This window comes from Marmoricola sp. URHA0025 HA25 (assembly GCF_054059435.1).
The window spans coordinates 2,876,058-2,894,502 of the sequence record NZ_JBSSCD010000001.1 but is presented as its reverse complement, the minus strand read 5'-3'; the positions used below and the strand labels follow the sequence as shown (position 1 = coordinate 2,894,502).

Annotated in this window: 22 protein-coding genes; 11 read left to right on the top strand and 11 right to left on the bottom strand. The window is 69.7% G+C overall.

The genetic code is table 11. The annotated features are described in order from the left end of the window. Together ACVW00_RS14215 and ACVW00_RS14210 are read right to left on the bottom strand one after the other, a co-directional pair. A complete protein-coding gene (locus ACVW00_RS14215; RefSeq protein WP_457111553.1) occupies window positions 1-360 on the bottom strand; it encodes a PadR family transcriptional regulator in 360 nt (119 codons plus the stop codon). Between the two features lie 160 nt (window positions 361-520). Next, complete coding sequence (locus ACVW00_RS14210; protein ID WP_457111552.1) at window positions 521-1,102, bottom strand: class I SAM-dependent methyltransferase; 582 nt, start codon at window positions 1,100-1,102, stop codon at window positions 521-523. Window positions 1,103-1,271: 169 nt separating this feature from the next. Between ACVW00_RS14210 and ACVW00_RS14205 the strand changes: the two genes are divergently transcribed. Beyond that, complete coding sequence (locus ACVW00_RS14205) at window positions 1,272-2,024, top strand: hypothetical protein (RefSeq protein WP_457111551.1); 753 nt, start codon at window positions 1,272-1,274, stop codon at window positions 2,022-2,024. 14 nt (window positions 2,025-2,038) lie between these two features. Beyond that, entirely contained in the window at window positions 2,039-3,073 is a 1,035-nt protein-coding gene (locus tag ACVW00_RS14200; protein ID WP_457111550.1) for an alpha/beta fold hydrolase, read from the top strand. Window positions 3,074-3,096: 23 nt separating this feature from the next. On the opposite strand, the gene ACVW00_RS14195 is transcribed toward ACVW00_RS14200, so the two are convergent. From ACVW00_RS14195 to ACVW00_RS14185, 3 genes are all read right to left on the bottom strand, one after another. Continuing rightward, window positions 3,097-3,537, bottom strand: a complete 441-nt coding sequence (locus ACVW00_RS14195; RefSeq protein WP_457111549.1) for a VOC family protein — start codon at window positions 3,535-3,537, stop codon at window positions 3,097-3,099. A 62-nt stretch (window positions 3,538-3,599) separates the two neighbouring features. Next, entirely contained in the window at window positions 3,600-3,935 is a 336-nt protein-coding gene (locus tag ACVW00_RS14190; RefSeq protein WP_457111548.1) for a hypothetical protein, read from the bottom strand. Between the two features lie 5 nt (window positions 3,936-3,940). After that, window positions 3,941-4,336, bottom strand: a complete 396-nt coding sequence (locus tag ACVW00_RS14185; protein WP_457111547.1) for a TIGR03618 family F420-dependent PPOX class oxidoreductase — start codon at window positions 4,334-4,336, stop codon at window positions 3,941-3,943. Window positions 4,337-4,424: 88 nt separating this feature from the next. On the opposite strand from ACVW00_RS14185, the gene ACVW00_RS14180 reads away from it, so the two are divergent. Beyond that, window positions 4,425-4,877, top strand: coding sequence for a winged helix-turn-helix transcriptional regulator (locus ACVW00_RS14180; RefSeq protein WP_457111546.1), 453 nt, complete (start codon window positions 4,425-4,427; stop codon window positions 4,875-4,877). A gap of 210 nt (window positions 4,878-5,087) precedes the next feature. Then, window positions 5,088-5,375, top strand: a complete 288-nt coding sequence (locus ACVW00_RS14175; protein WP_457111545.1) for a hypothetical protein — start codon at window positions 5,088-5,090, stop codon at window positions 5,373-5,375. Window positions 5,376-5,397: 22 nt separating this feature from the next. Here the strand turns inward: ACVW00_RS14175 and ACVW00_RS14170 are convergent, their stop codons facing one another. Both ACVW00_RS14170 and ACVW00_RS14165 read right to left on the bottom strand, forming a co-directional pair. Continuing rightward, entirely contained in the window at window positions 5,398-5,610 is a 213-nt protein-coding gene (locus ACVW00_RS14170) for a hypothetical protein (protein ID WP_457111544.1), read from the bottom strand. Between the two features lie 52 nt (window positions 5,611-5,662). Beyond that, window positions 5,663-6,553 carry an RNA polymerase sigma-70 factor gene (locus tag ACVW00_RS14165; RefSeq protein WP_457111543.1) on the bottom strand — a complete coding sequence of 297 codons (891 nt, stop codon included), beginning with the start codon at window positions 6,551-6,553 and terminating at the stop codon, window positions 5,663-5,665. Window positions 6,554-6,750: 197 nt separating this feature from the next. Between ACVW00_RS14165 and ACVW00_RS14160 the strand changes: the two genes are divergently transcribed. Continuing rightward, on the top strand, window positions 6,751-7,824 hold the full coding sequence (locus tag ACVW00_RS14160; protein ID WP_457111542.1) for an ABC transporter permease: 1,074 nt from the start codon (window positions 6,751-6,753) through the stop codon (window positions 7,822-7,824). A 47-nt stretch (window positions 7,825-7,871) separates the two neighbouring features. Here the strand turns inward: ACVW00_RS14160 and ACVW00_RS14155 are convergent, their stop codons facing one another. Both ACVW00_RS14155 and ACVW00_RS14150 read right to left on the bottom strand, forming a co-directional pair. Then, window positions 7,872-8,618 (bottom strand): SDR family oxidoreductase, encoded by a 747-nt coding sequence (locus tag ACVW00_RS14155; RefSeq protein WP_457111541.1) that lies wholly within the window; start codon window positions 8,616-8,618, stop codon window positions 7,872-7,874. 99 nt (window positions 8,619-8,717) lie between these two features. Beyond that, window positions 8,718-9,125 (bottom strand): hypothetical protein, encoded by a 408-nt coding sequence (locus ACVW00_RS14150; RefSeq protein ID WP_457111540.1) that lies wholly within the window; start codon window positions 9,123-9,125, stop codon window positions 8,718-8,720. 272 nt (window positions 9,126-9,397) lie between these two features. Between ACVW00_RS14150 and ACVW00_RS14145 the strand changes: the two genes are divergently transcribed. From ACVW00_RS14145 to ACVW00_RS14135, 3 genes are all read left to right on the top strand, one after another. Next, a complete protein-coding gene (locus ACVW00_RS14145) occupies window positions 9,398-9,895 on the top strand; it encodes an SDR family oxidoreductase (RefSeq protein WP_457111539.1) in 498 nt (165 codons plus the stop codon). Then, the gene (locus tag ACVW00_RS14140) at window positions 9,892-10,155 is read left to right on the top strand and encodes a hypothetical protein (RefSeq protein ID WP_457111538.1); all 264 of its coding nucleotides are present in this window, start codon (window positions 9,892-9,894) and stop codon (window positions 10,153-10,155) included. The genes ACVW00_RS14145 and ACVW00_RS14140 overlap by 4 nt, the downstream gene beginning before the upstream one ends. Before the next feature lie 195 nt (window positions 10,156-10,350). Then, window positions 10,351-12,090 carry a ferritin-like domain-containing protein gene (locus ACVW00_RS14135; protein ID WP_457111537.1) on the top strand — a complete coding sequence of 580 codons (1,740 nt, stop codon included), beginning with the start codon at window positions 10,351-10,353 and terminating at the stop codon, window positions 12,088-12,090. Between the two features lie 39 nt (window positions 12,091-12,129). On the opposite strand, the gene ACVW00_RS14130 is transcribed toward ACVW00_RS14135, so the two are convergent. Next, the gene (locus ACVW00_RS14130; protein WP_457111536.1) at window positions 12,130-13,017 is read right to left on the bottom strand and encodes a LysR family transcriptional regulator; all 888 of its coding nucleotides are present in this window, start codon (window positions 13,015-13,017) and stop codon (window positions 12,130-12,132) included. Between the two features lie 73 nt (window positions 13,018-13,090). Between ACVW00_RS14130 and ACVW00_RS14125 the strand changes: the two genes are divergently transcribed. Further along, window positions 13,091-14,047, top strand: coding sequence for an EamA family transporter (locus ACVW00_RS14125; RefSeq protein WP_457111535.1), 957 nt, complete (start codon window positions 13,091-13,093; stop codon window positions 14,045-14,047). On the opposite strand, the gene ACVW00_RS14120 is transcribed toward ACVW00_RS14125, so the two are convergent. Then, complete coding sequence (locus tag ACVW00_RS14120) at window positions 13,954-15,240, bottom strand: FAD-binding oxidoreductase (RefSeq protein WP_457111534.1); 1,287 nt, start codon at window positions 15,238-15,240, stop codon at window positions 13,954-13,956. The genes ACVW00_RS14125 and ACVW00_RS14120 overlap by 94 nt on opposite strands. A gap of 355 nt (window positions 15,241-15,595) precedes the next feature. Between ACVW00_RS14120 and ACVW00_RS14115 the strand changes: the two genes are divergently transcribed. Next, window positions 15,596-15,901 (top strand): hypothetical protein, encoded by a 306-nt coding sequence (locus ACVW00_RS14115; RefSeq protein ID WP_457111533.1) that lies wholly within the window; start codon window positions 15,596-15,598, stop codon window positions 15,899-15,901. A 32-nt stretch (window positions 15,902-15,933) separates the two neighbouring features. Beyond that, entirely contained in the window at window positions 15,934-18,435 is a 2,502-nt protein-coding gene (locus ACVW00_RS14110; RefSeq protein ID WP_457111532.1) for a PxKF domain-containing protein, read from the top strand. Window positions 18,436-18,445 lie beyond the last annotated feature (10 nt).

Here is an 18,445-nt window from a genome sequence, read left to right as displayed (position 1 = left end):
TCAGCTACCTTCCGTGGAGGGCGGATCAATGCGCCGGGCGAGCCGCCGGCCGACGACGCCGACGAGCGCTTCCCACTGGGCGATGCCCTCGGAAAGTGCGGCGTAGCCGGCCGTCGTCGGGCGGTAGTACTTGCGCGCTGGCCCCGAGCTCGAGGCCACCAGGCGTGCGGAGATCTTGCCCTCACGCTCGAGTCGGGCCAGGGCGGGATAGACGGTGCCGTCGAGAACATCGGTCAGCCCCACGTCGTGCAGCCGCCTCACGACGTCGTATCCGTAGGACTCCTCCTCGGCCAGCAGATGCAACAGCAGGACGGAGAGGATCCCCTTCAGCAGCTGCGGGTCGTGGGCGTTCGCGGGCACACAAGAAGATTATGCCCGCTACCTTGCGTAATCAAGTACCGGATGTTGCCAAGGAGTGCGCACTTCTCGGAGGGCTACGGCCCCAGCAGCCGACGACCGGTTCTCCTCGAGCCCGGCGGCGATCCCGACGTACGTGGGGGCGTTGTTGCTCGGAGCGAGGTCACGCCACCCGTCGTGCGGCACCCATCACGAGCGGCACGACGGTCGGCGCTGCGGCCGGCATCCGCGTCCGGACAAGCTCGTCCAGCTCGAGATCGGACTCGAAGAGCAGTGCCTCGAAGTCCCGGTTGGCATGGCAGCCGTCGGCGAGGCGCCGCTGCAGCGGGGTCATGACGTCCTGGACCACGCCTCGCAGACCGCCGCCGCGGACATGCTCGTGGAAGAGGAACCGACCACCCGGCCGAAGCACCCGGTGGACCTCTGCCAGCGCCCGCCGGGGGTCGGTCACGGAGCAGAACACCAGGGATGCAGTAACCGTGTCGAAGGATGCGTCCGGGAAGTCGAGTGCGTGCACGTCGCCGTCGACCACCACGACTTTCCTCGGCTTCGCGGTCGCGACCATCGAGTCCAGGTGCCGGCGGAACTCGGGGTTCGGCTCGATCAAGGTCAGCGCCTCGACCCGGTCGGTGTAGTACGGGACCGAGAAGCCGTTGCCGGCGCCGATCTCCAGGGTTCGGCCGGTTGCCTGGGCGAGCTGGTCGCGGCGCAGGTTGCCCTGACCGGCGCTTTCGGACTTGCCCATCACCGATGGGTACCAGCGTGCAAAGAAGCGTTGTCCACGTGTTGCTCTCGAGTTCGTCATGCCTCGATGGTGCGGGACCGCGCCGGCGCGTCGCATGGCCGGAAACGGCCATCCGAAGATGGCCGGATCCGGCGACGTGGCCGGCTCTGATCTCCGCTGTGCTGGACCGATGACGAACACCATGACGACCACGTCGGTGCGCCTCTCGGGGCGCGAGAACGGCCCCAAGCGGATGTCGAACGGAGGCTTCGCCTGCGGGACCTTCGCCGGCCTCGTCGGCGGGACCGCGAAGGTGACGCTGCATCGGAAGGTGCCCCTCGAGACCGATCTGAGTGCTCAGATCTCCGGGGTTCGGGCTCAGGTGTGGTGCGAGGACCGGCTGATCGCGGTCGCCGAGGCGGCCGAGCCGTTCGTGCTGGAGCCACCGGTGAGGCCCACGGCCGCGCAGGCCGAGTCAGCCCGCGAGCGCCATCCGCTGCGCGGCGTACGGCACCCGCTTTCGGACTGCGTGGTCTGCGGCCCCGAGCGCCGCGACGGACTCGGGGTCACGCCCGGGCCGTTGGAGACAGATCCCGACATCCTCGCGGCACCGTTCCGACCCACCGCGGGGTACGCCGTCGACGGGCTGGTCCGCCGGGCGGCGATCTGGGGCGCCCTGGACTGCCCCAGCTACGCCGCCGCCGACCTGCGTGCGCGGAGGTTCTGCCTGCTGGGCAGCCTGGAGGCCCACCAGGCCCGACCCGTCGAGGTGACCGAGAGCCTGGTGGTCGTCGGCTGGACCCGGGAGGTCGGGAACCGCTCGGTGCAGACCGCCTCTGCGATGATCGACGAGGATGGTGGCGTCGTGGCATCAGCCCGCGCCGTCTGGGTCGCCGTGCGGCATCAGTGGGCCGTCAAGACGGTCGCCCGGTTCGTCGGCTGAGGAGGAGGCTGATCATGCTCGAGCTCACCGATCAGGTCGTCCGCCACGCGGCGATCAATGGCCGGGACGTCGCCTACTGCGTCGTCGGCGACGGCCCGCCGCTGGTCATCGGCGGCTGGTGGTGCTCGCACCTGGTGCTGAACTGGCAGGACCCCGCCTTCCGCGACTACGTCTCGCGACTGGCGCGTCACCACACCGTCGTCCGCTACGACCAGCCCGGTCGCGGGGCATCAGAGCCCGACGGCGACGCGCCGACCGACCTCGGGCACGAGACGGCCGTCGTGCTCGGGCTGTTCGACGAGCTCGGCCTGGACCGCGCCGACGTACTGGGCGCCTCCTCCGGAGGAGGGGTGGCCGCGGGGTTTGCGGCCGCGCACCCGGCCCGGGTCTCGCACCTGGTGCTGTACGGCGCGTTCGCGTACGGCGCGGAGATCGCACCGGCATCCGCGCGACAGGCGATGCTGGAGGCGGTCGCCGGGCACTGGGGTCTGGGCTCGCGGCTGCTGGCAGACGTCTTCGTCCCGGGGGCGAGCAGCGCTGAGCGGGACCAGTTCGCGGTCTTCCAGCGCCAGTCCGCGCGCCGCGAGCAGGCCCATGACGCCCTGGCGGCGACGTACGAGCTCGACGTTCGGGAGGTCTTGTCCAGGATCAACGTGCCCACCACGGTGCTGCACCGACGCGACGACCGGGCGGTACCGTTCGCGCTCGGCGTCGACGTTGCGAAGAGGATGCCGCACGCCACGTTCCTTGCTCTCGAGGGCGAGGATCACTTCCCCTGGCTCGGGGACGCCGGCGCGGTCGCCGACGCGACCTTGCGAGGGCTGGGACACCACGTCCCGACCCGGTCACCGGCCCCGGGCCCGCAGGACCTGACCGAGCGCGAGCGCGAGATCCTGGCACTCGTCGCGAAGGGCCTGACCGATGCGCAGATCGGCGAGCGGCTGGTGCTGAGCCCCCACACCGTCCACCGCCACGTCGCCAACGCGCGGGTCAAGCTGGGCGTGAGGTCCCGCGCTGCCGCTGCGGCCGCCGCCGTGCGCAGTGCCTGAGATTGTCGAGACCCGCCGGACTCTCAGCTCACCTGCTCGGCCAGCGAGACGATGATCCCTTCCGGACCCCGTACGTAGGCCATCCGCCAGACGCCCTCGTACTCGCCGATGCCACCGACCAGCTGGTAGCCGTCGGCAGCGACCTGATCGACCGCTGCCTGCAGGTCGTCCACCTCGAAGGCCACGTTGCGCAGTCCGAGCTGGTTCGCCGGAGCGGTCGGCGAACCGGGCAGGTGCTCGGGTCGACTGAAGCTCGAGAGCTCCAGCGTCGTGCCTCCGTTCGGCGCTCGAAGCATCACGATCTGGGTCCGGGAGTCCGGGATCCCGATGACCGTGTCGAGGAAGTCGCCCTCGACGAACATCTTCTCGCCAGCCTCGAGGCCGAGCGCCTCGAAGAACGCCGTCACGGTGTCGAGGTCGGCGACGGTGACGCCGACGTGGTCGAAGCGGCGTACGTGTGACATGAGTGGCCCATCCTCGTCTCGTCTGTGTTCGCGCCGGGCGCTCCGGGCGCGACCGTGGGGACTCAGCCCGGCAACGAGTCGCCGGGGAATCCGACGCAGGGGAGCACCTCGACCGTCATCATCCCGGCCTGGACGCACGGGTCGGCGGCCATGGTCTCGCGAGCCTGCTCCGGGGTCTGGGTCATGATCGCGACGCCGCAGAGTCCTTCGGAGAGCACCGGGCAGAGAATGGCGATCGTGCCCGCTGCGCGCAGCGACACCATTCGCCGTTGGTGTTCGCGCTCGATGGCGTCCGCGCCCTGCTGGTGGCGTCCCGGCGCCCAGCTCAGCTGAACCAGGCTGTACGGCTTTCCGGTCGCGGCCAACTCCTGGATCTGCTCGTCGCTGACGGCGTTCATGGCACTCACATCCCGATCCGGAAGTGGTCGACCGCGATCATGCCGACGACCCGCTCCTGGCCGCGGTCGTACGGCGCATGGATGTACTTCTCGGCGATCGCGTCGACAACGGCCCACCCCTCGTCGCCGGACAGCCAGGTGACGACACGGCCGCGCAGGACGACTGGCGAGTACGGGTTGTCCGCCGGTGTCAGGGAGATTGCGACGCGTGGGTCGTGCTGGAGGTTGCGAGCCTTCTGCGAGCGAGGACCGGTCATGATCGCCACGTGGTCCTGGTGGGTCCCGACCCAGATCGGCACGGAGTGCGGTGTGCCGTCGGGCAGGACGGTCGCCAGGTGGGCGATGGCGGTGCCGTCGAGCAGGGCGACGAGATCGGTGTCGAGGGCGGCGCTGGTGGTCATCGTGGTTCCTCTCGAAGTTTCTTGAAGAGACTCCGTGACCCTAGCAGACAAAGTTCCTTGAGGGAACGCCAAGTGGTAGCCTGACTCCATGCAACGCACGAACTTCGGCGACATGGCGTGCTCGATCGCCCGCACCCTCGACGTGATGGGGGAGCCCTGGACGCCGCTGGTGATTCGCGACGTCTTCGTCGGCATGAACCGCTTCGAGCAGATCCAGCAGGATCTCGGCATCTCCCGCAAGGTGCTGACCGAGCGCCTGAACCACCTCGTCGAGCGCGGCATCCTCGAGCGACGTCCCTACGACAACCGACCCCGCTACGAGTACCACCTCACCGAGCGAGGCACCGAGCTCTTCGACGTGCTCATGGTGATGGTCGGCTGGGGAGACAAGTGGCTCGCCGGCAAGGCCGGCCCACCGGTCCTGTACCGCCACCACGCGTGCGGCGAGGTCAGCCACGTCGACCCCCGCTGCAGCCACTGCGGGGAGCCGATGCACGCGAAGGACATCGACGTGCTGCCCGGGCCGGGCGCGGCAGCCTGAGAGCGCCGGAGACCGTGGGCTTCGCGGTCGGCCCGCAGTCGGACCGGACAACGGCCCGGATGCTCCATGGTCTTTGGTGGCGCGGAGGTCTAGCGTCCGAAGTGGATGACCGATTCGTCGAGTCTTCCCGGAGCGCCACGTCGGGCGCGACCACGGCCATCTCGCCACGTCAGGTCCCTGACGTGGAACGCGTATCGACAGGAGGCCGTCATGGCCCACGGAGTTGTCCACCACTTTCCTGGTGGAACCAAGGAGCAGTACGAGGCATCCATCGCTGCGGTCCACCCGACGCCGGACACGTTGCCGGACGGGCAGATCTCCCATGTCGCCGGTCCCTCGGCCGACGGATGGATGATCGTGGCCGTCCACGAGTCAGAGAGCAGCTGGGAGCGGTTCCGCGACGACGTCCTGATGCCGCGTATGCAGCAGGGGATCGAGGGCGGCTTCGCGACGCCACCTGAGGAGTCGACCTTCGAGGTCTACAAGTCGATGCCGTAGTGCGGCGACCGTCTCGGGCCGGTCACTCGCTCAGGTGTTCCGCCTCGTCCAGCGTCCCCGCGGCGTCCCGCAGGCTGCCGAGCTCGGCCTCGTAGTAGCCGAGCTCGGCAGTGCTGAGCTCGACCGTCACGTCGTCGGGCGTGGCCGTCCACTCGACGCTCTCGGCTGTCAGGATCTCCGCCTCGGCCTCGTGCGCGATGGCGGCGAGGTCGGGGGTCTTCGATGGGTTCGTCATGAACTGATGACCGACGACGGCCGGAGTCCGTGACACCGGGCGGCGCCGAATGTCAGGCCGGCAGGTGGGAGAGCTTGTCGGGTGCCATCACCCACATGACCTGATCGATGCCCTCCGGAGACGTGCTGATGCTCAACAGGACCGCCGGGGTGTCGTCCCGCCGGGCCAGCACCGAGAGCCGGCCGTTGGTCTCGACGAACGTGATGGTCGTGCCGACCCACCAGTCGGACCAGCCTGCGATGAAGCGCGCGACGTTCTCCCGCCCGAGGACCGGGCGACGTGCTGCCCGCGGAGCCTGGCCGGCACTGTCGGTGGTGCTGACGACCTCCGCGGCGAGCACCCGCTCCAACCGCTTCACGTCGCCGTCCCGGGCAGCCGCGACGAACGCCTCGAGCAGCTCACGGTGCTCGGCGGGGTCCACGGCCTCCTTGCGACTCGACCGCACGTGCTTGTTCGCGCGGCTGACCAGCTGGCGGGCGTTCGCCGCGGACGTGGCCAGGATCTCGGCGATCTGGTCGTAGGAGTAGTCGAACGCCTGCCGGAGCACGTAGGCCGCGCGCTGCTCCGGGCCCAGCTTCTCCAGCAGCGTCAGCATCGCGGTCTCGAGTGCTTCGGCGTTCTCGGCGCCCAGGCTCGGATCGGCGCTCGTGTCGACCGGCTCAGGGAGCCAGGGACCGACGTACTGCTCGCGCCGGACCCGTGCCGATCCGGCGGTGTTGATCGCCAGCCTCGTGGTGACCGTGGTCAGGAACCCGGCTGGATTGCGTACGACGTCGCGGTCAGTCTGCTGCCAGCGCAGCCATGCCTCCTGGACGATGTCCTCGGCCTCGGCGACGCTGCCGAGCATGCGGTAGGCGATCCCGAAGAGCCGGGGCCGAGCCTCGTTGAACGTGTCGACAGCCGACTCGAGGTCGCGGCCGGAGACATCCTCGACACTGCTCATGGTCTGTCAGCTCCTTCGTCAAAGGACCGCAGACTCTGCTCACCCGACGCCGAGCCGCATCCCAAATGCTGCCACGGCTGCCCCGCTGCGGACAGAGCCCGTCCGCACCGCGGTCGAGGGCTCCCGGATGTCACAACACGGCGCGTTCGCCGGTCAAGGGTCGGATACGAGAACGTCGTTCTGGAGAAGGAGTCCCTGTGGCAACGAAGGTCCTGGCAGGGCTGCAGCACTGGCAACGGCTCGCCGTCGTCGCCGTCGTCCTCCCTGTGCTGGTCGGGCTGGCGGTGCTCGCCTTCGCCTGGCCGACTGCCCGCATCGAGCCACGCCACGTGCCTGTCGGCGTCATCGGCTCCACCGAGGGGAGCCAGCGGCTGATCGAGCACGTCGGTGCCGCGCGCCCTGAGGGGTTCGACTTCCACCTGTACGCCGACCGCGACTTCGCACGCGACGCGATCCGCGATCGCGACATCTACGGTGCGTTCGAGGTCACGGGCGACCAGGTGCGGCTGCTCGACGCGAGTGCGGCAAGCCCCGCGATCGCCCAGGCACTCGAGCAGGTCGCGAGCACCCTGGCCGAGCAGGCGGCGACGGCGACCGGAGCCCCGTACGAACCAGCTCGGCAGCTCCACGTCGAGGACGTGGTCCCGCTGTCGCCGCAGGACCACAAGGGCATCGTCTTCACCTCCAGTCTGCTCCCGTTGACCATCTGCGCGATGCTCGCCGCTGCGGCCACCGGTCTTGTCGTGCGCTTTCGGCCCGCCTGGCGGCAGATCCTGGCGTTGGCGGTCGTGTCGGCCGCCTCGGCCGCGGTGGTCTACCTCATCGCACAGACCTACCTCGGAGCCTTCCCCGACCACCCGTTGTCGGACTGGGGCGTCCTGGCGCTCACGATCTTCGCGATCAGCGGCAGCACGGCGGGCCTGATCGCCCTCATCGGCGCCGGTGGTCTCGGGCTCGGTGCGGCGCTCATGGTCTTCGTGGGCAACCCGTTCTCCGGCGGCAGCTCCGCACCCGAGCTCCTCCCCGGCTTCGCCGACCACGTCGGCCAGCTCCTGCCGCCCGGCGCCGGAGCCAGTGCCCTGCGAAGCACCGCCTACTTCGACGGCAACGGGGCCGGCAGCCACGTCGCCGTGCTGGTCGGCTGGTCGCTGATCGGGCTGACGGCGCTCGTCATCGGCCACCATGCCCCGCTCCAGCTGGCCGCTCAACGGATACCGGAGGACGACGCCAGCCAAGTGCGGCAACGTGGGTCGCGTGCTGCAAGCAGTTGAGTCCGCGCCTTCGGGTCCCGCCACGAGACGTGGCGGGACCCGATCGGTCAGGCGGACTCCTTGGCCCATGCCTCGTAGGTGATCGAGCCGAGCTCGGCGTCAGGTCCGGGCACCAGGCTGTTGTCGGCCAGCTCGGTGCCGAAGTACGTCGCGTGCTCGTCGACGACGAGGTCGCGTGTCTCGCCGGACTTGGCCAGCGCGGCCGGGATGAACTCGTCCATGCGCACCTTGTCCGGGCCGCCGATCTCCTTCGTGTCGTTCAGCGGTGCGCCGATGGCGACGCGAGCCACGGCCGAGGCGACGTCATCGGATGCGATCGGCTGGTAGTGAACCGGCGCGAGGTGCAGCTTCCCGTCGACCATCGACGCATCCGCGATTGCCCGGGTGAACTCGAAGAACTGGGTCGCGTGGACGATCGAGTACGGCAGCCCGGACCCCTTGATGAGGTCCTCCTGCGCCGCCTTGGCGCGCAGATAGCCGCTGTCCGGCAGGGTCCCCGTGCCGACGACGGAGAGGGCGACGTGGTGCTTGACACCGGCCTTCTTCTCGGCCTCGAGGATGTTGGTGGTGGCGGTGACGAAGAAGCTCATCACGTCGTCGTCCGCGAAGGACGGCGAGTTGGACACGTCGATCACGACGTCGGCGCCGCTCAGGGCGTCGTCCAGTCCTTCTCCGGTCAGGGTGTTGACGCCGGTCTGCGGCGCGGCGGGGACCGCGTCGTGACCGTGTGCGTTGAGCTTTTCGACGACCTTCGAGCCGATGAGCCCGGTTCCGCCGATGACGACGACCTTCATGAGTGGCACCTCTCTGGGATTCCGATGGGGCGGGGGCTCACGCGAGCCTCCCGTCCTACTGACCAGCGGGTCCGCGCGGCTGTGACACCCCGGCCGGTGTCAGTCAGGCAACGCCACGGCGCCGCGTGCCAGCGCACCGGTGAACGTGCTGAGCGCCTCCCGGATCACGGGCGGCAGGTCGGCGCGTGTGCCGTCCCACGAGCGGGAGCACGCCCCGCACGAGAGTGTTCCGGTCGGTACGGCCTGCCTCGAGGAGACCTCGCCACGCATCGTGGCACCGGCGACGTGGACGGAGAGGCCGACGACCGACGACCAGGTGAGGGCCTGTTCGCCGCAGGTGCAGGTCGGCGAACCGCCTCGTTCGCCGGGCGGTGGCGCGATGGCGCGCCCGCCGGCCAGCTGTTGCAGCACGGCAGCCACGTCGATGCCGATCGGAGGCAGGTCGCGGGTGACGGTCTGCCGCGCGCACGCCTTGCAGGTGAGTGACTCGACCGGCAGGTCTCGCACGGTCGGCCCCGCAAGGACCACCCCGCCGCGGCCCGACGCGATCAGCACGAGGGGCAGCAGGACCAGACCGCGCAGGTAGGGGCACCCGCAGCGGCAACGCGGCCCAGTGCCTGGGTACGACGATGCGATCAACGCGGTGCTCTTCTCTCCGGGTCCGGTGCGCTGTGGCTATGACCGAGCCGGTCGCGGATCTGTGACATCGCCTCGACGCTGTCACATCTGCGCAGGGTCTCCGGTCAACCGGTAAAACTCTCGAGGAGAAGGGTCGAGCCATGCACGTAGCGGTCGTCGGAGGTACGGGCCTGATCGGTGCCCGGGTCGTCAGCTTGTTGCGGGACCACGGTGACGAGGTGGCCGTGGTGTCACGGAGGACCGGGGTCAATGCGTACTCCGGGGAGGGGCTCCGGGAGGCGTTCGAGGGCGTGCAGGTCGTCGTGGACGTGTTGAACATGAACCGTCCGTCGTACGAGTACGAGCAGGGCCTGAGCTTCTTCGACACCTGCACCCGCAACGTACTTCGTGCCGAGGAGTCCGTGGGCGTTCAACACCATGTCGGTCTCTCGATCATCGGGGCGGAGCGACTCGACAGCAGCTACTTCCGCGGCAAGGTCGCCCAGGAACGGCTGGTCTCTGAGTCCCCGGTTCCGCACTCGATGCTCAGGACGACGCTGTTCTACGAGAACATCCCCAAGCTCGTCGATCATGTCGCGACCACGCACCTGGTGCGGCTGCCCCTGTCCGGGTGCGGCCCGTCTCGGCGGCCGACGTGACGGCGACGTTGTGCCGGCTTGCACGTGGCGTCCCGCTCAACGGGTCGTTCGAGCTTGCCGGGCCCGAGGACTGGTTCCTCGACGAGCTGGCGCGCGAGGTGCTGGCGTCCGCGCACGACTCCAGGCGGGTGGTGCCCGACACCGACGCGCTGTTCCTCGGCGCACGTCTGCACTCCGGCGACGAGTCGCTGCTTCCCGCCTGGGCGGAGACCAGCGGCTCGTTCACCGAGTGGAGCGAGGCTCAGACCCGGTCCGCGTGACCGGACTCGAGCACTGAGCAGGTCCGGGTCGAGTCGCAGAGAAGAACGGGACTCACTGGGTTTCACCGGAGCGGCAACCCGCTACGCCGGAAGCAGAGAGCGACTGGACCCGCTCGTCGCCCGGACCAGCCCTCGCAACAGACCGCCACCAGCCGTCATCATGAGCAAGCCGTCACGAAGCTCGAGGAGGCCCCTGTGACCACAGCGATCCCGACGACTGCGCCGATCGCGACGCTCGAGGCCCTCCGAGAGCACCTCCAGTGGGCGATCGAGCTGGAGCACGCGACGCTGCCGCCCTACCTCACGGCGCTCTTCTCGCTCGATCCGGAGCGCAACCCGGAGGCCACCCAGGTCGTGCGCAGCGTGTTCATGGAGGAGATGCTCCACCTGACCCTGGCTGCCAACCTGCTGAACGCGGTCGGCGGTTCGCCGGTCCTGGACTCGCCCCGGCTGCTGCCCGGCTACCCGACGTACCTCCCGCACGGTGACCGGTCCCTGGCCATCTCGCTGGTGCCGTTCGGAACCGAGGCGCTCGAGCTGTTCCTGGCGATCGAGAAGCCGGCGAGGGCAGGCGCACCTGCGGAGAGCGACCACTACGAGACGATCGGCCAGTTCTACGAGGCCATCGAGGCCGGGATCCTCCGGCTCTGCGCGGAGCTCGGCGAGGACGCCGTGTTCGGTGGCGATCCGGCGCGGCAGATCGCCGCCGACTTCCCGTACGGCGGCAGCGGTCGCGTGATCGCCGTCCAGGACCTCGCGAGCGCACTCGACGCCCTGACGGAGATCGTGGAGCAGGGGGAAGGTGCCGCCCACCACGACGTGTGGGACGGCGACCACCAGATGTTCCAGGCCGACCGCGACGAGGTGGCCCACTACTACCGGTTCCTCGAGCTCAAGGTCGGCCGCCGGTTCCGCCGTGGGGACACACCCGCGTCCGGCCCGACCGGCGAGCCGGTCCGCGTCGACTGGGAAGGGGTCCGGCCGATGCGACGAAACCCCCGGACGAGCGACCACGCACCGGGCAGCGTGATCCGCGTCGCGCAGGAGGAGTTCAACCACACCTACTGCGCGCTGCTGCATCTCCTCGAGCGTGCGTTCAACGGCAGTCCACGGCTGCTGCCCGTCGCGACCGGCGAGATGTACGCGCTGCGCGCCCAGGCGCAGCTCTTGATGGAGCTGCCGACCGAGGACGGTGACGGCGTGGCCGGCCCGACGTTCGAGTACGTCGAGCCGGCGGACCGGCGCTGGCGCGTGGGTGATGCTCGCCGGGTGACGGTGCTGCCGCACGGGCCCTACGTGGTCCACGGTCAGGTGCCCTTGCGACGGAAGGTCAAGGTGGTGGCGGACAACGGGAAGTCCGTCACGTGGCGCATCGGCGAGGCCATCCCCACCGAGGAGACCTATGCGCTCTGCCGGTGCGGGCAGTCGTCGTCGAAGCCGTTCTGCGACGGCACGCACGCCGTGGTGCGCTTCGACGGGACGGAGTCCGCGGACACGACCGCGTACGACGAGCAGGCATGGCGGATCGACGCCGACGGCATCTCGCTCCGGCGGGTCAACTCCCTGTGCATGCACGCCGCCTTCTGCATCGGCCGCGAACGGTCGATCGCGAAGATGATGCACGACGTCGACGACAGCGACGTCCGCACCTTCGTCACCGCCCAGGTCGACCGCTGTCCGTCCGGCTCGTTCAGCTACGCACTCGGGCCGGACGAGGAAGCCAACGAGGCCGACCTGCCGCAGGAGATCTCCGTCATCGAGGAGGAGGCTGACCTCGCGTCGGGACTCTGGGTCACCGGACGGATCCCGGTCGAGCGTGCCGACGGCGAGTCCTGGGAGACCCGCAACCGCGTCATGCTCTGCCGCTGCGGCGGGTCGGCGAACAAGCCCCTGTGCGACGGCACCCACCGCACCATCGGCTTCCACGAGCCCTGAGCCCCTGGGAACGCGTCGTCACCCGGCGGTCGGCCGGCCTCAGCCCTTCAGGGCTTCTACGAGGGCGCGGATGGCGGGGGACCGGGCCTGGCTGCGGCGCCAGAGGACGATCGCCTCGCGGCTCGGCACCGGGTCCTGCACGCGCACCGCCCGGAGGCCTTCGGGGAGTGGTCCGCGTCCGAGCCGGGGGATCAGGGCGATGCCGAGCCCGGCGGACACCAGGGCGAGGTGGGACGCGAACTCCATGCAGGTGTGCTCGATCCGGGGGAGACGGCCCGTGCCGGCGTACATCCGGATCAGCCACTGGCGGCAGATGGTGCCCTCCGGGGTGGCGATCCACGGCTCGTCGGCGAGGTCGTGCGGCGTGACGTGGGCACGTGCGGCGAACCGGTGGTCCGCGCGCACGATCACCTCCGCCTCGTCGTGATGCACGACCTGCCGCTCGACGTGTCCGGGGATCTCCAGGACGACGTCGCCCCAGCGGTGGACCAGGGCGACGTCGGCGGCGCCCGCGGCCACCTCGGCCACTGCGTCCCACGGCTCCAGCTCGCGCAGCCGGACGCGCAGACCCGGGTGCTTCTCCATGAGGTCCGCGACGACCGGACCGATCAGCCCGCGCATGGCCGTCGAGAACCCGACGAGGGCGAGGTCGCCGGTCACCTCGCCGGCGTGCGCGTGCAGGTCGGTCTCCAGGCGCTCGAGGTCGGTGGCGATCCGGGCGCCCTGCTCGACGAGGATGCGGCCGGGTCCGGTCAGGACGACGCCCCGCCCGACCCGCTCGAGGAGCTCGACACCTGACTGGCGCTCGAGGCGCTTGATCTGCTGGGACACCGCGGAGGGCGTGAACCCCAGGGCTTGGGCGGCCGCGACCACGGACCCGTGGGTGTGGACCGCCTCGAGCGAGCGGAGGGCCGCCAGATCCATCATGCAGCGATGCTACATGTTTCGGTGCAGATGTAATCGCTGGTGCTTCACTGTCCGGGCGCCCAGACTGTCCGGCATGACGGCCCGCCACTCTCTGCTCGCCACCCTCGTGGCGGTCATCTGGGGCTTCAACTTCGTGGTGATCCAGTGGGGCATGGACGGCGTACCGCCGCTGCTTTTCGTCGGGCTGCGGTTCACCGGTGTGGTCCTGCCCGCGGTGTTCCTCGTGCCGCGGCCGACCGCGCCGTGGCGGGTCGTCGCTGCCGTCGGAGTCTTCATGTCGCTCGGCCAGTTCGGCCTGCTCTACACCTCGATGCACCTCGGGATGCCGCCCGGCCTGGCAGCGCTGGTGCTCCAGGCACAGGTGGTGTTCACGGTGGTGATCGCGGCGGTGTGGCTGCGTGAGCGACCCTCGCTGCGCCAGGTGGCCGGGATCCTGCTCGCGTGCGCCGGCCTGGTGGTCGTCGGCATCGGCCGGGGCGGCCACGTGCCGTTGCTCGCGCTGCTGCTCTGCGTGGGCGGCGCGCTGTCGTGGGGCATCGGCAACGTCGTCGCGCGTCGGTCGGCGGCGCCGACCGCCAACGGCCTGTCCATGGTGGTCTGGTCGTCGCTGGTCGTGCCCGCGCCGCTGCTGCTGCTCAGCCTGTGGCTCGACGGGCCGCACACCGTCGGTACGGCGCTCCGCGGGCTCGGGCCGGAGGCGCTCGCCTCCACGCTCTACACCACCGTGCTGGCATCGCTGGTCGGGTACTCGATCTTCAACGGACTGCTCAACCGCTATCCCGCGTCGTCAGTGGTGCCCTTCGTGCTGATCGCGCCGCCGGTCGCGATGCTGAGCGCCCGGGTGCTCCTCGGTCAGGGCGTGAACGCCCCGGAGGCCTTCGGCGGCGTCGTCGTCCTCGCCGGCGTGCTCGTGACGGTCCGGCAGGCCCGGAGCCCTCAGGGCCGGATGTTGAAGTTGCGCCGGAAGACGTTGTCAGGGTCCCAGGAGCGCTTGGCCTCGACGAGCCGGGCGAGCGTCTCCGGCGGGTAGAGCGCCGCGAGGTCCTCGGCGGTGTCGGAGCCGAGGAAGCCGGCGTACGAGCCGATGCCGTGGCGCCCGATGGTCTGCCACTCGGCGCGCGCCGCGGCGACTGCTTCCTCCGGTGCGTCCAGGGGCAGGAACTTGGCCGAGACGACCAGCACCTGGGCGGCCCGGTGCGCGAACGCCGTGGCGCCGGTCGCGACCCGTCCGAACGCGCCGCCCAGGCTGCGCAGGAACACCACCCGGCCCGCCGTCCCGGCCGAGTACGCCGTCGCGATCGCGTCGATGACGTCGCCGGACAGCTGCTCGACGAACGCGTTCCCGATCACCGGCTGGATGCCCTCCGGCGGGTGCGCCTCCTCGAGGACCTCGGCGTACGGCTTCTCGGTCACGGTGTCGGCCTGCAGGTTGCCCAGCGAGCGGAGCGGGTCGATCGCGGAGGCGTCGTCTCCGCAGTAGGCGACGTAGAGGACGGCGCCGGCCGGGAAGGCACCGAAGCCGGGCATCAGGACCAGCGCGGTGCTCAGCTCCTCGGGAGCCGACTCCATCGTCGCGGCCCAGCTCTTCAGCAGCTGCGGCACGTCGTCGAGCGCGAACGACAATGTGCCGAAGTGCACCGTGGTGACGGGCTGGGCCTGGTAGTCGAACGAGGTCACGCTGCCGAAGTTGCCGGCGCCGCCCCGCAGTGCCCAGAACAAGTCGGCGTTGGTGTCGGCGTCCGCCCGCACCACGTCGCCACCCGCCGTCACCACCTCGGCACCGAGGACGGAGTCGATGGTGAGTCCGTGCTTGCGCACCATCCAGCCGATGCCACCGGCCTGGGTCAGTCCGCCGACGCCGACCGAGACGGTGTCGCCCGAGGTGATCGCCAGTCCATGCTCTGCGAGCGCTGCCGCGGCAGCACCCCACTTCGCGCCGGCGCCGATGCGGACCTTGCCGCCACCGAGGAACTCCACGGAGTCCAGCCGGCTCAGGTCGATCACCGCGCCGCCGTCGCTGTTGCCGAAGCCGAGTGCGTTGTGGCCGCCGCTGCGGATGGCGAGCTCGAGCCCGGCGGCCCGGACGTACTCCAGCGCCGCGACGACCTCGGCGGTGTCGCCCGGGCGCAGCACGACCGCCGGCTCGGCAGTCCCGACGATGATCGTCCTGGCCGCGTCGTACTCCGCGTCGCCCGGTCGGATCGCGATGTGGTCGATGGTCATGGCTCTCTCCCCGCCTCTTCGTCACCTGTGCTGTGAGCGTCAACCTAGAAGTTCAAGCGCGCTTGAACCCAACTGTTTAAAGCGGTCGGAATGCGTCTCCCGTTTCGACGGTCCGCGCCATGTGGCACCGGTTGGCGTCCTTGTCCGGGCTTGCCGTCGCGTGACTGATCTAGTCAATTCTCGTCATGTCCAACTGGCCGTTTGGCTCACTAGCCTCCGGTGCAGCAACCATCCGATCGGGGGATCGTTCATGCTCGGGATGCGACGGACCGTTCCTGTGGCGTTGCTCCTTGCACTTCTCAGCACCTCGGGCTGCGGCACGGACTCCTCGTTGCGATCGCTCGAACGCGATCCGATGGCGACCTTCACCGTGCGCGGCACGCACCTCGAGAAGGAGTCGAAGGAGAAGAGCGGCACCACCCTGGGCAAGCCGGTCCACGCGAGCATCACCCGGAGGTTCTCCCTCGGCGAGGTTGCACCCGAGGAGGCAGTGGCCGCTGCCGGCGCCTTTGCGCGAGACCACGGCTGGACGCCCGAGAGCTCCCGACCCGATTCCTTCGGCGCCACCAAGCGGATCGACGGGATCCGAGCGGAACTGCTGGTGACCTTCGGCTCCCTGGGTGGCGGCCCCGCCCTCACCGTCTACCTGACCGCGTTCTAGAGGCGCACCCCCTCGTCGACAAGGAGTACATCGTGCAGAGAGTACGGATCGCGTCACTGGCGGGCGTCGTCGTCCTCGCGCTTCTCCTGGGCGCCGGCTTCGCGTCCGCGCCGGTCGGGGCAGCTGACCCCGGCACCACCGCGAGACCGCTCAAGATCGTGCTGCTCGGTGACTCCTACTCGGCCGGCAACGGTGCGCGCGACGCCAATGGGGACCGTGACTACTACGGACCGAAGGACTGCTACCGGAGCCACTCCAACTGGGCGGAGCAGTACGTCGACCACCTCCAGGCCGAGGGATACGCGGTCACCTTCCTGAACCGCGCCTGCTCGGGCGGCGTGACCGACAACGTGCTGCACGATCGCAAGATGGACGACAGCGGCGGCGCGATCACCCTGCCGCTCGGCGGGGACGTGCCCACGGAGTCCGAAGCTCTGGCGATGGTCGAGGACGCGGACCCGTGCAACACCCATGACTACCCCGACGAGGAGTACTGGCAGTACAGCAACGCCTTCGTCAGTGGGGCGCAGATCTTCTATCGCTGCACGCGCTTCCTCAAGGCACAGGTGGACGCGATCGGGGCGGACACCGACCTGGTGCTGTTCACGATCGGCGGCAACGACATCGGTTTCTCCGACATCGTCACGCAGTGCTTCGTGCCTGGCCCGCGCAGCGCCCGGGACTGTGAGGAGAAGGTGAACGCCGCCTACGGAGCCTTGGACGGGGTGCACCAGCATGTGCTCGACATCGTGGACGCGATGCGTGGACGGGGTCTCCGAGAGGACGCCCGGGTGGTCCTGGGCGGCTATCCGCTGCTCGCCCAGGACAACGGCTACGACCTCACCGATGGCATCTTCCACCGCTACACCTACCCGGTTGCCGACGCGGTGAGGCTCCTGGGCCAGGCGGGCGACCAGGCCCAGGACGGGATCGTCGCCGACGCCAACGTCGGTCATCCCGGGCAGGTCATCCACCTGACCGGCGTACCGCAGCTCTTCGACGGGCACGAGCCGGACGGCGCCGCGCTGTCGCGCAACAGCCAGCGGTGGATCTGGGAGCTCTTCGAGACCAAGATCAAGCTCGAGTGGTACCACATGAACCCGACCGGTCACACCGAGTACGCAAGCCTGCTGTCGCAGGGCGGCACCTACGGCGCCGGCGCCGGTACCGTCGGTGCGGGTGGCGACATCGACGTCGTCCTAGTCCTGGACACCACCGGCTCCATGGGCTCCAGCATCGATGCCGTGCGGCAGTACGCGACATCTCTGGTCGACCAGGTGTCGAGCGCGACGACCAGTGCACGGTTCGCGCTGGTCACGTACCGTGACCAGCCCGAGTGGACGGGCGACCCCAGCGACTATCCGTCCCGGGTCGAGCAGGGCTTCACCTCCGACGGGAACGTGATCAAGTCCGCCCTCAACACCGTGACGGTGGCCGGCGGCGGAGACTGGCCGGAGTCGATGTACTCCGGCATCATGGCCGGCCTCGACCTGCCGTGGCGTCCCGGCGTGAAGAAGGCAGTCATCGTGCTGGCCGACGCGCCGCCGCACGACCCTGAGCCGGTGACCGGCTACACCGCCGACGACGTGATCTCGCGCGCGTTCGCGGTCGACCCGGCCGAGGTCTACCTCGTCGACACCGGCGATGCGGCGTACGGCGGTCAGGTCGGCCAGATCGCGTCCACCACCGGCGGCTCCCTCATCGACGCCAACTCGGCGGCCGACGTGCCCGGTGCGCTGATCACGGCACTGCAGACCGCACTCAAGAAGCCCTACGCCTGGATCAACGGGCCGTACGTCGCGAAGGTGGGGTCGACGCTCGCGCTGGACGGATCGGGCTCGTACGCCACCGACGGCAGCATCGCGAGCTACGAGTGGGACTTCGACTCCGACGGGACATTCGACCAGACCACGACGACGCCCACGGTGTCGCACACCTTCTCCACCGCCTACTCGGGCCTGGCGACACTCCGAGTGACGGACACCTCCGGCCGAACGGCCCTCGCCACGACGCACCTGGGGATCACCGATGACGGTGACGAGACACCGGCGGCCTCGGACAACTGCCCGAGCATCGACAACCAGGGACAGGAGGACTACGACCAGGACGGCGTCGGCGACATGTGCGACGACACACCCGGTTGGCCGACGACCGACGCCGACGGCGTCACCGAAGGCTTCGGCAGCGTGTGGCCGTTCACCGGCTTCCTGCCGCCCGTCGACAACCTCCCGACGGTCAACCTCGTGAAGGCAGGGCTGTCGGTTCCGGTCAAGTTCAAGCTCGGCGGTGACCGCGGAACGGCGATCCTCGCCGCTGGATCTCCGACCTCGAGCACCGTGGTGTGCAGCACCGGTGACCCGGTGGACGCCGTCGAGCAGACGACCACGAGCACCGCAGGACTCCACTACGACGCAAGCACCGATACCTACAATTACGTCTGGCAGACGGCCAAGGCGTGGTCCGGCACCTGCAGGATGCTGACCCTGAGGCTCACCGACGGGTCGACGCACCAGGCCAGGTTCCAGTTCAAGTAGGCGCGAGGCG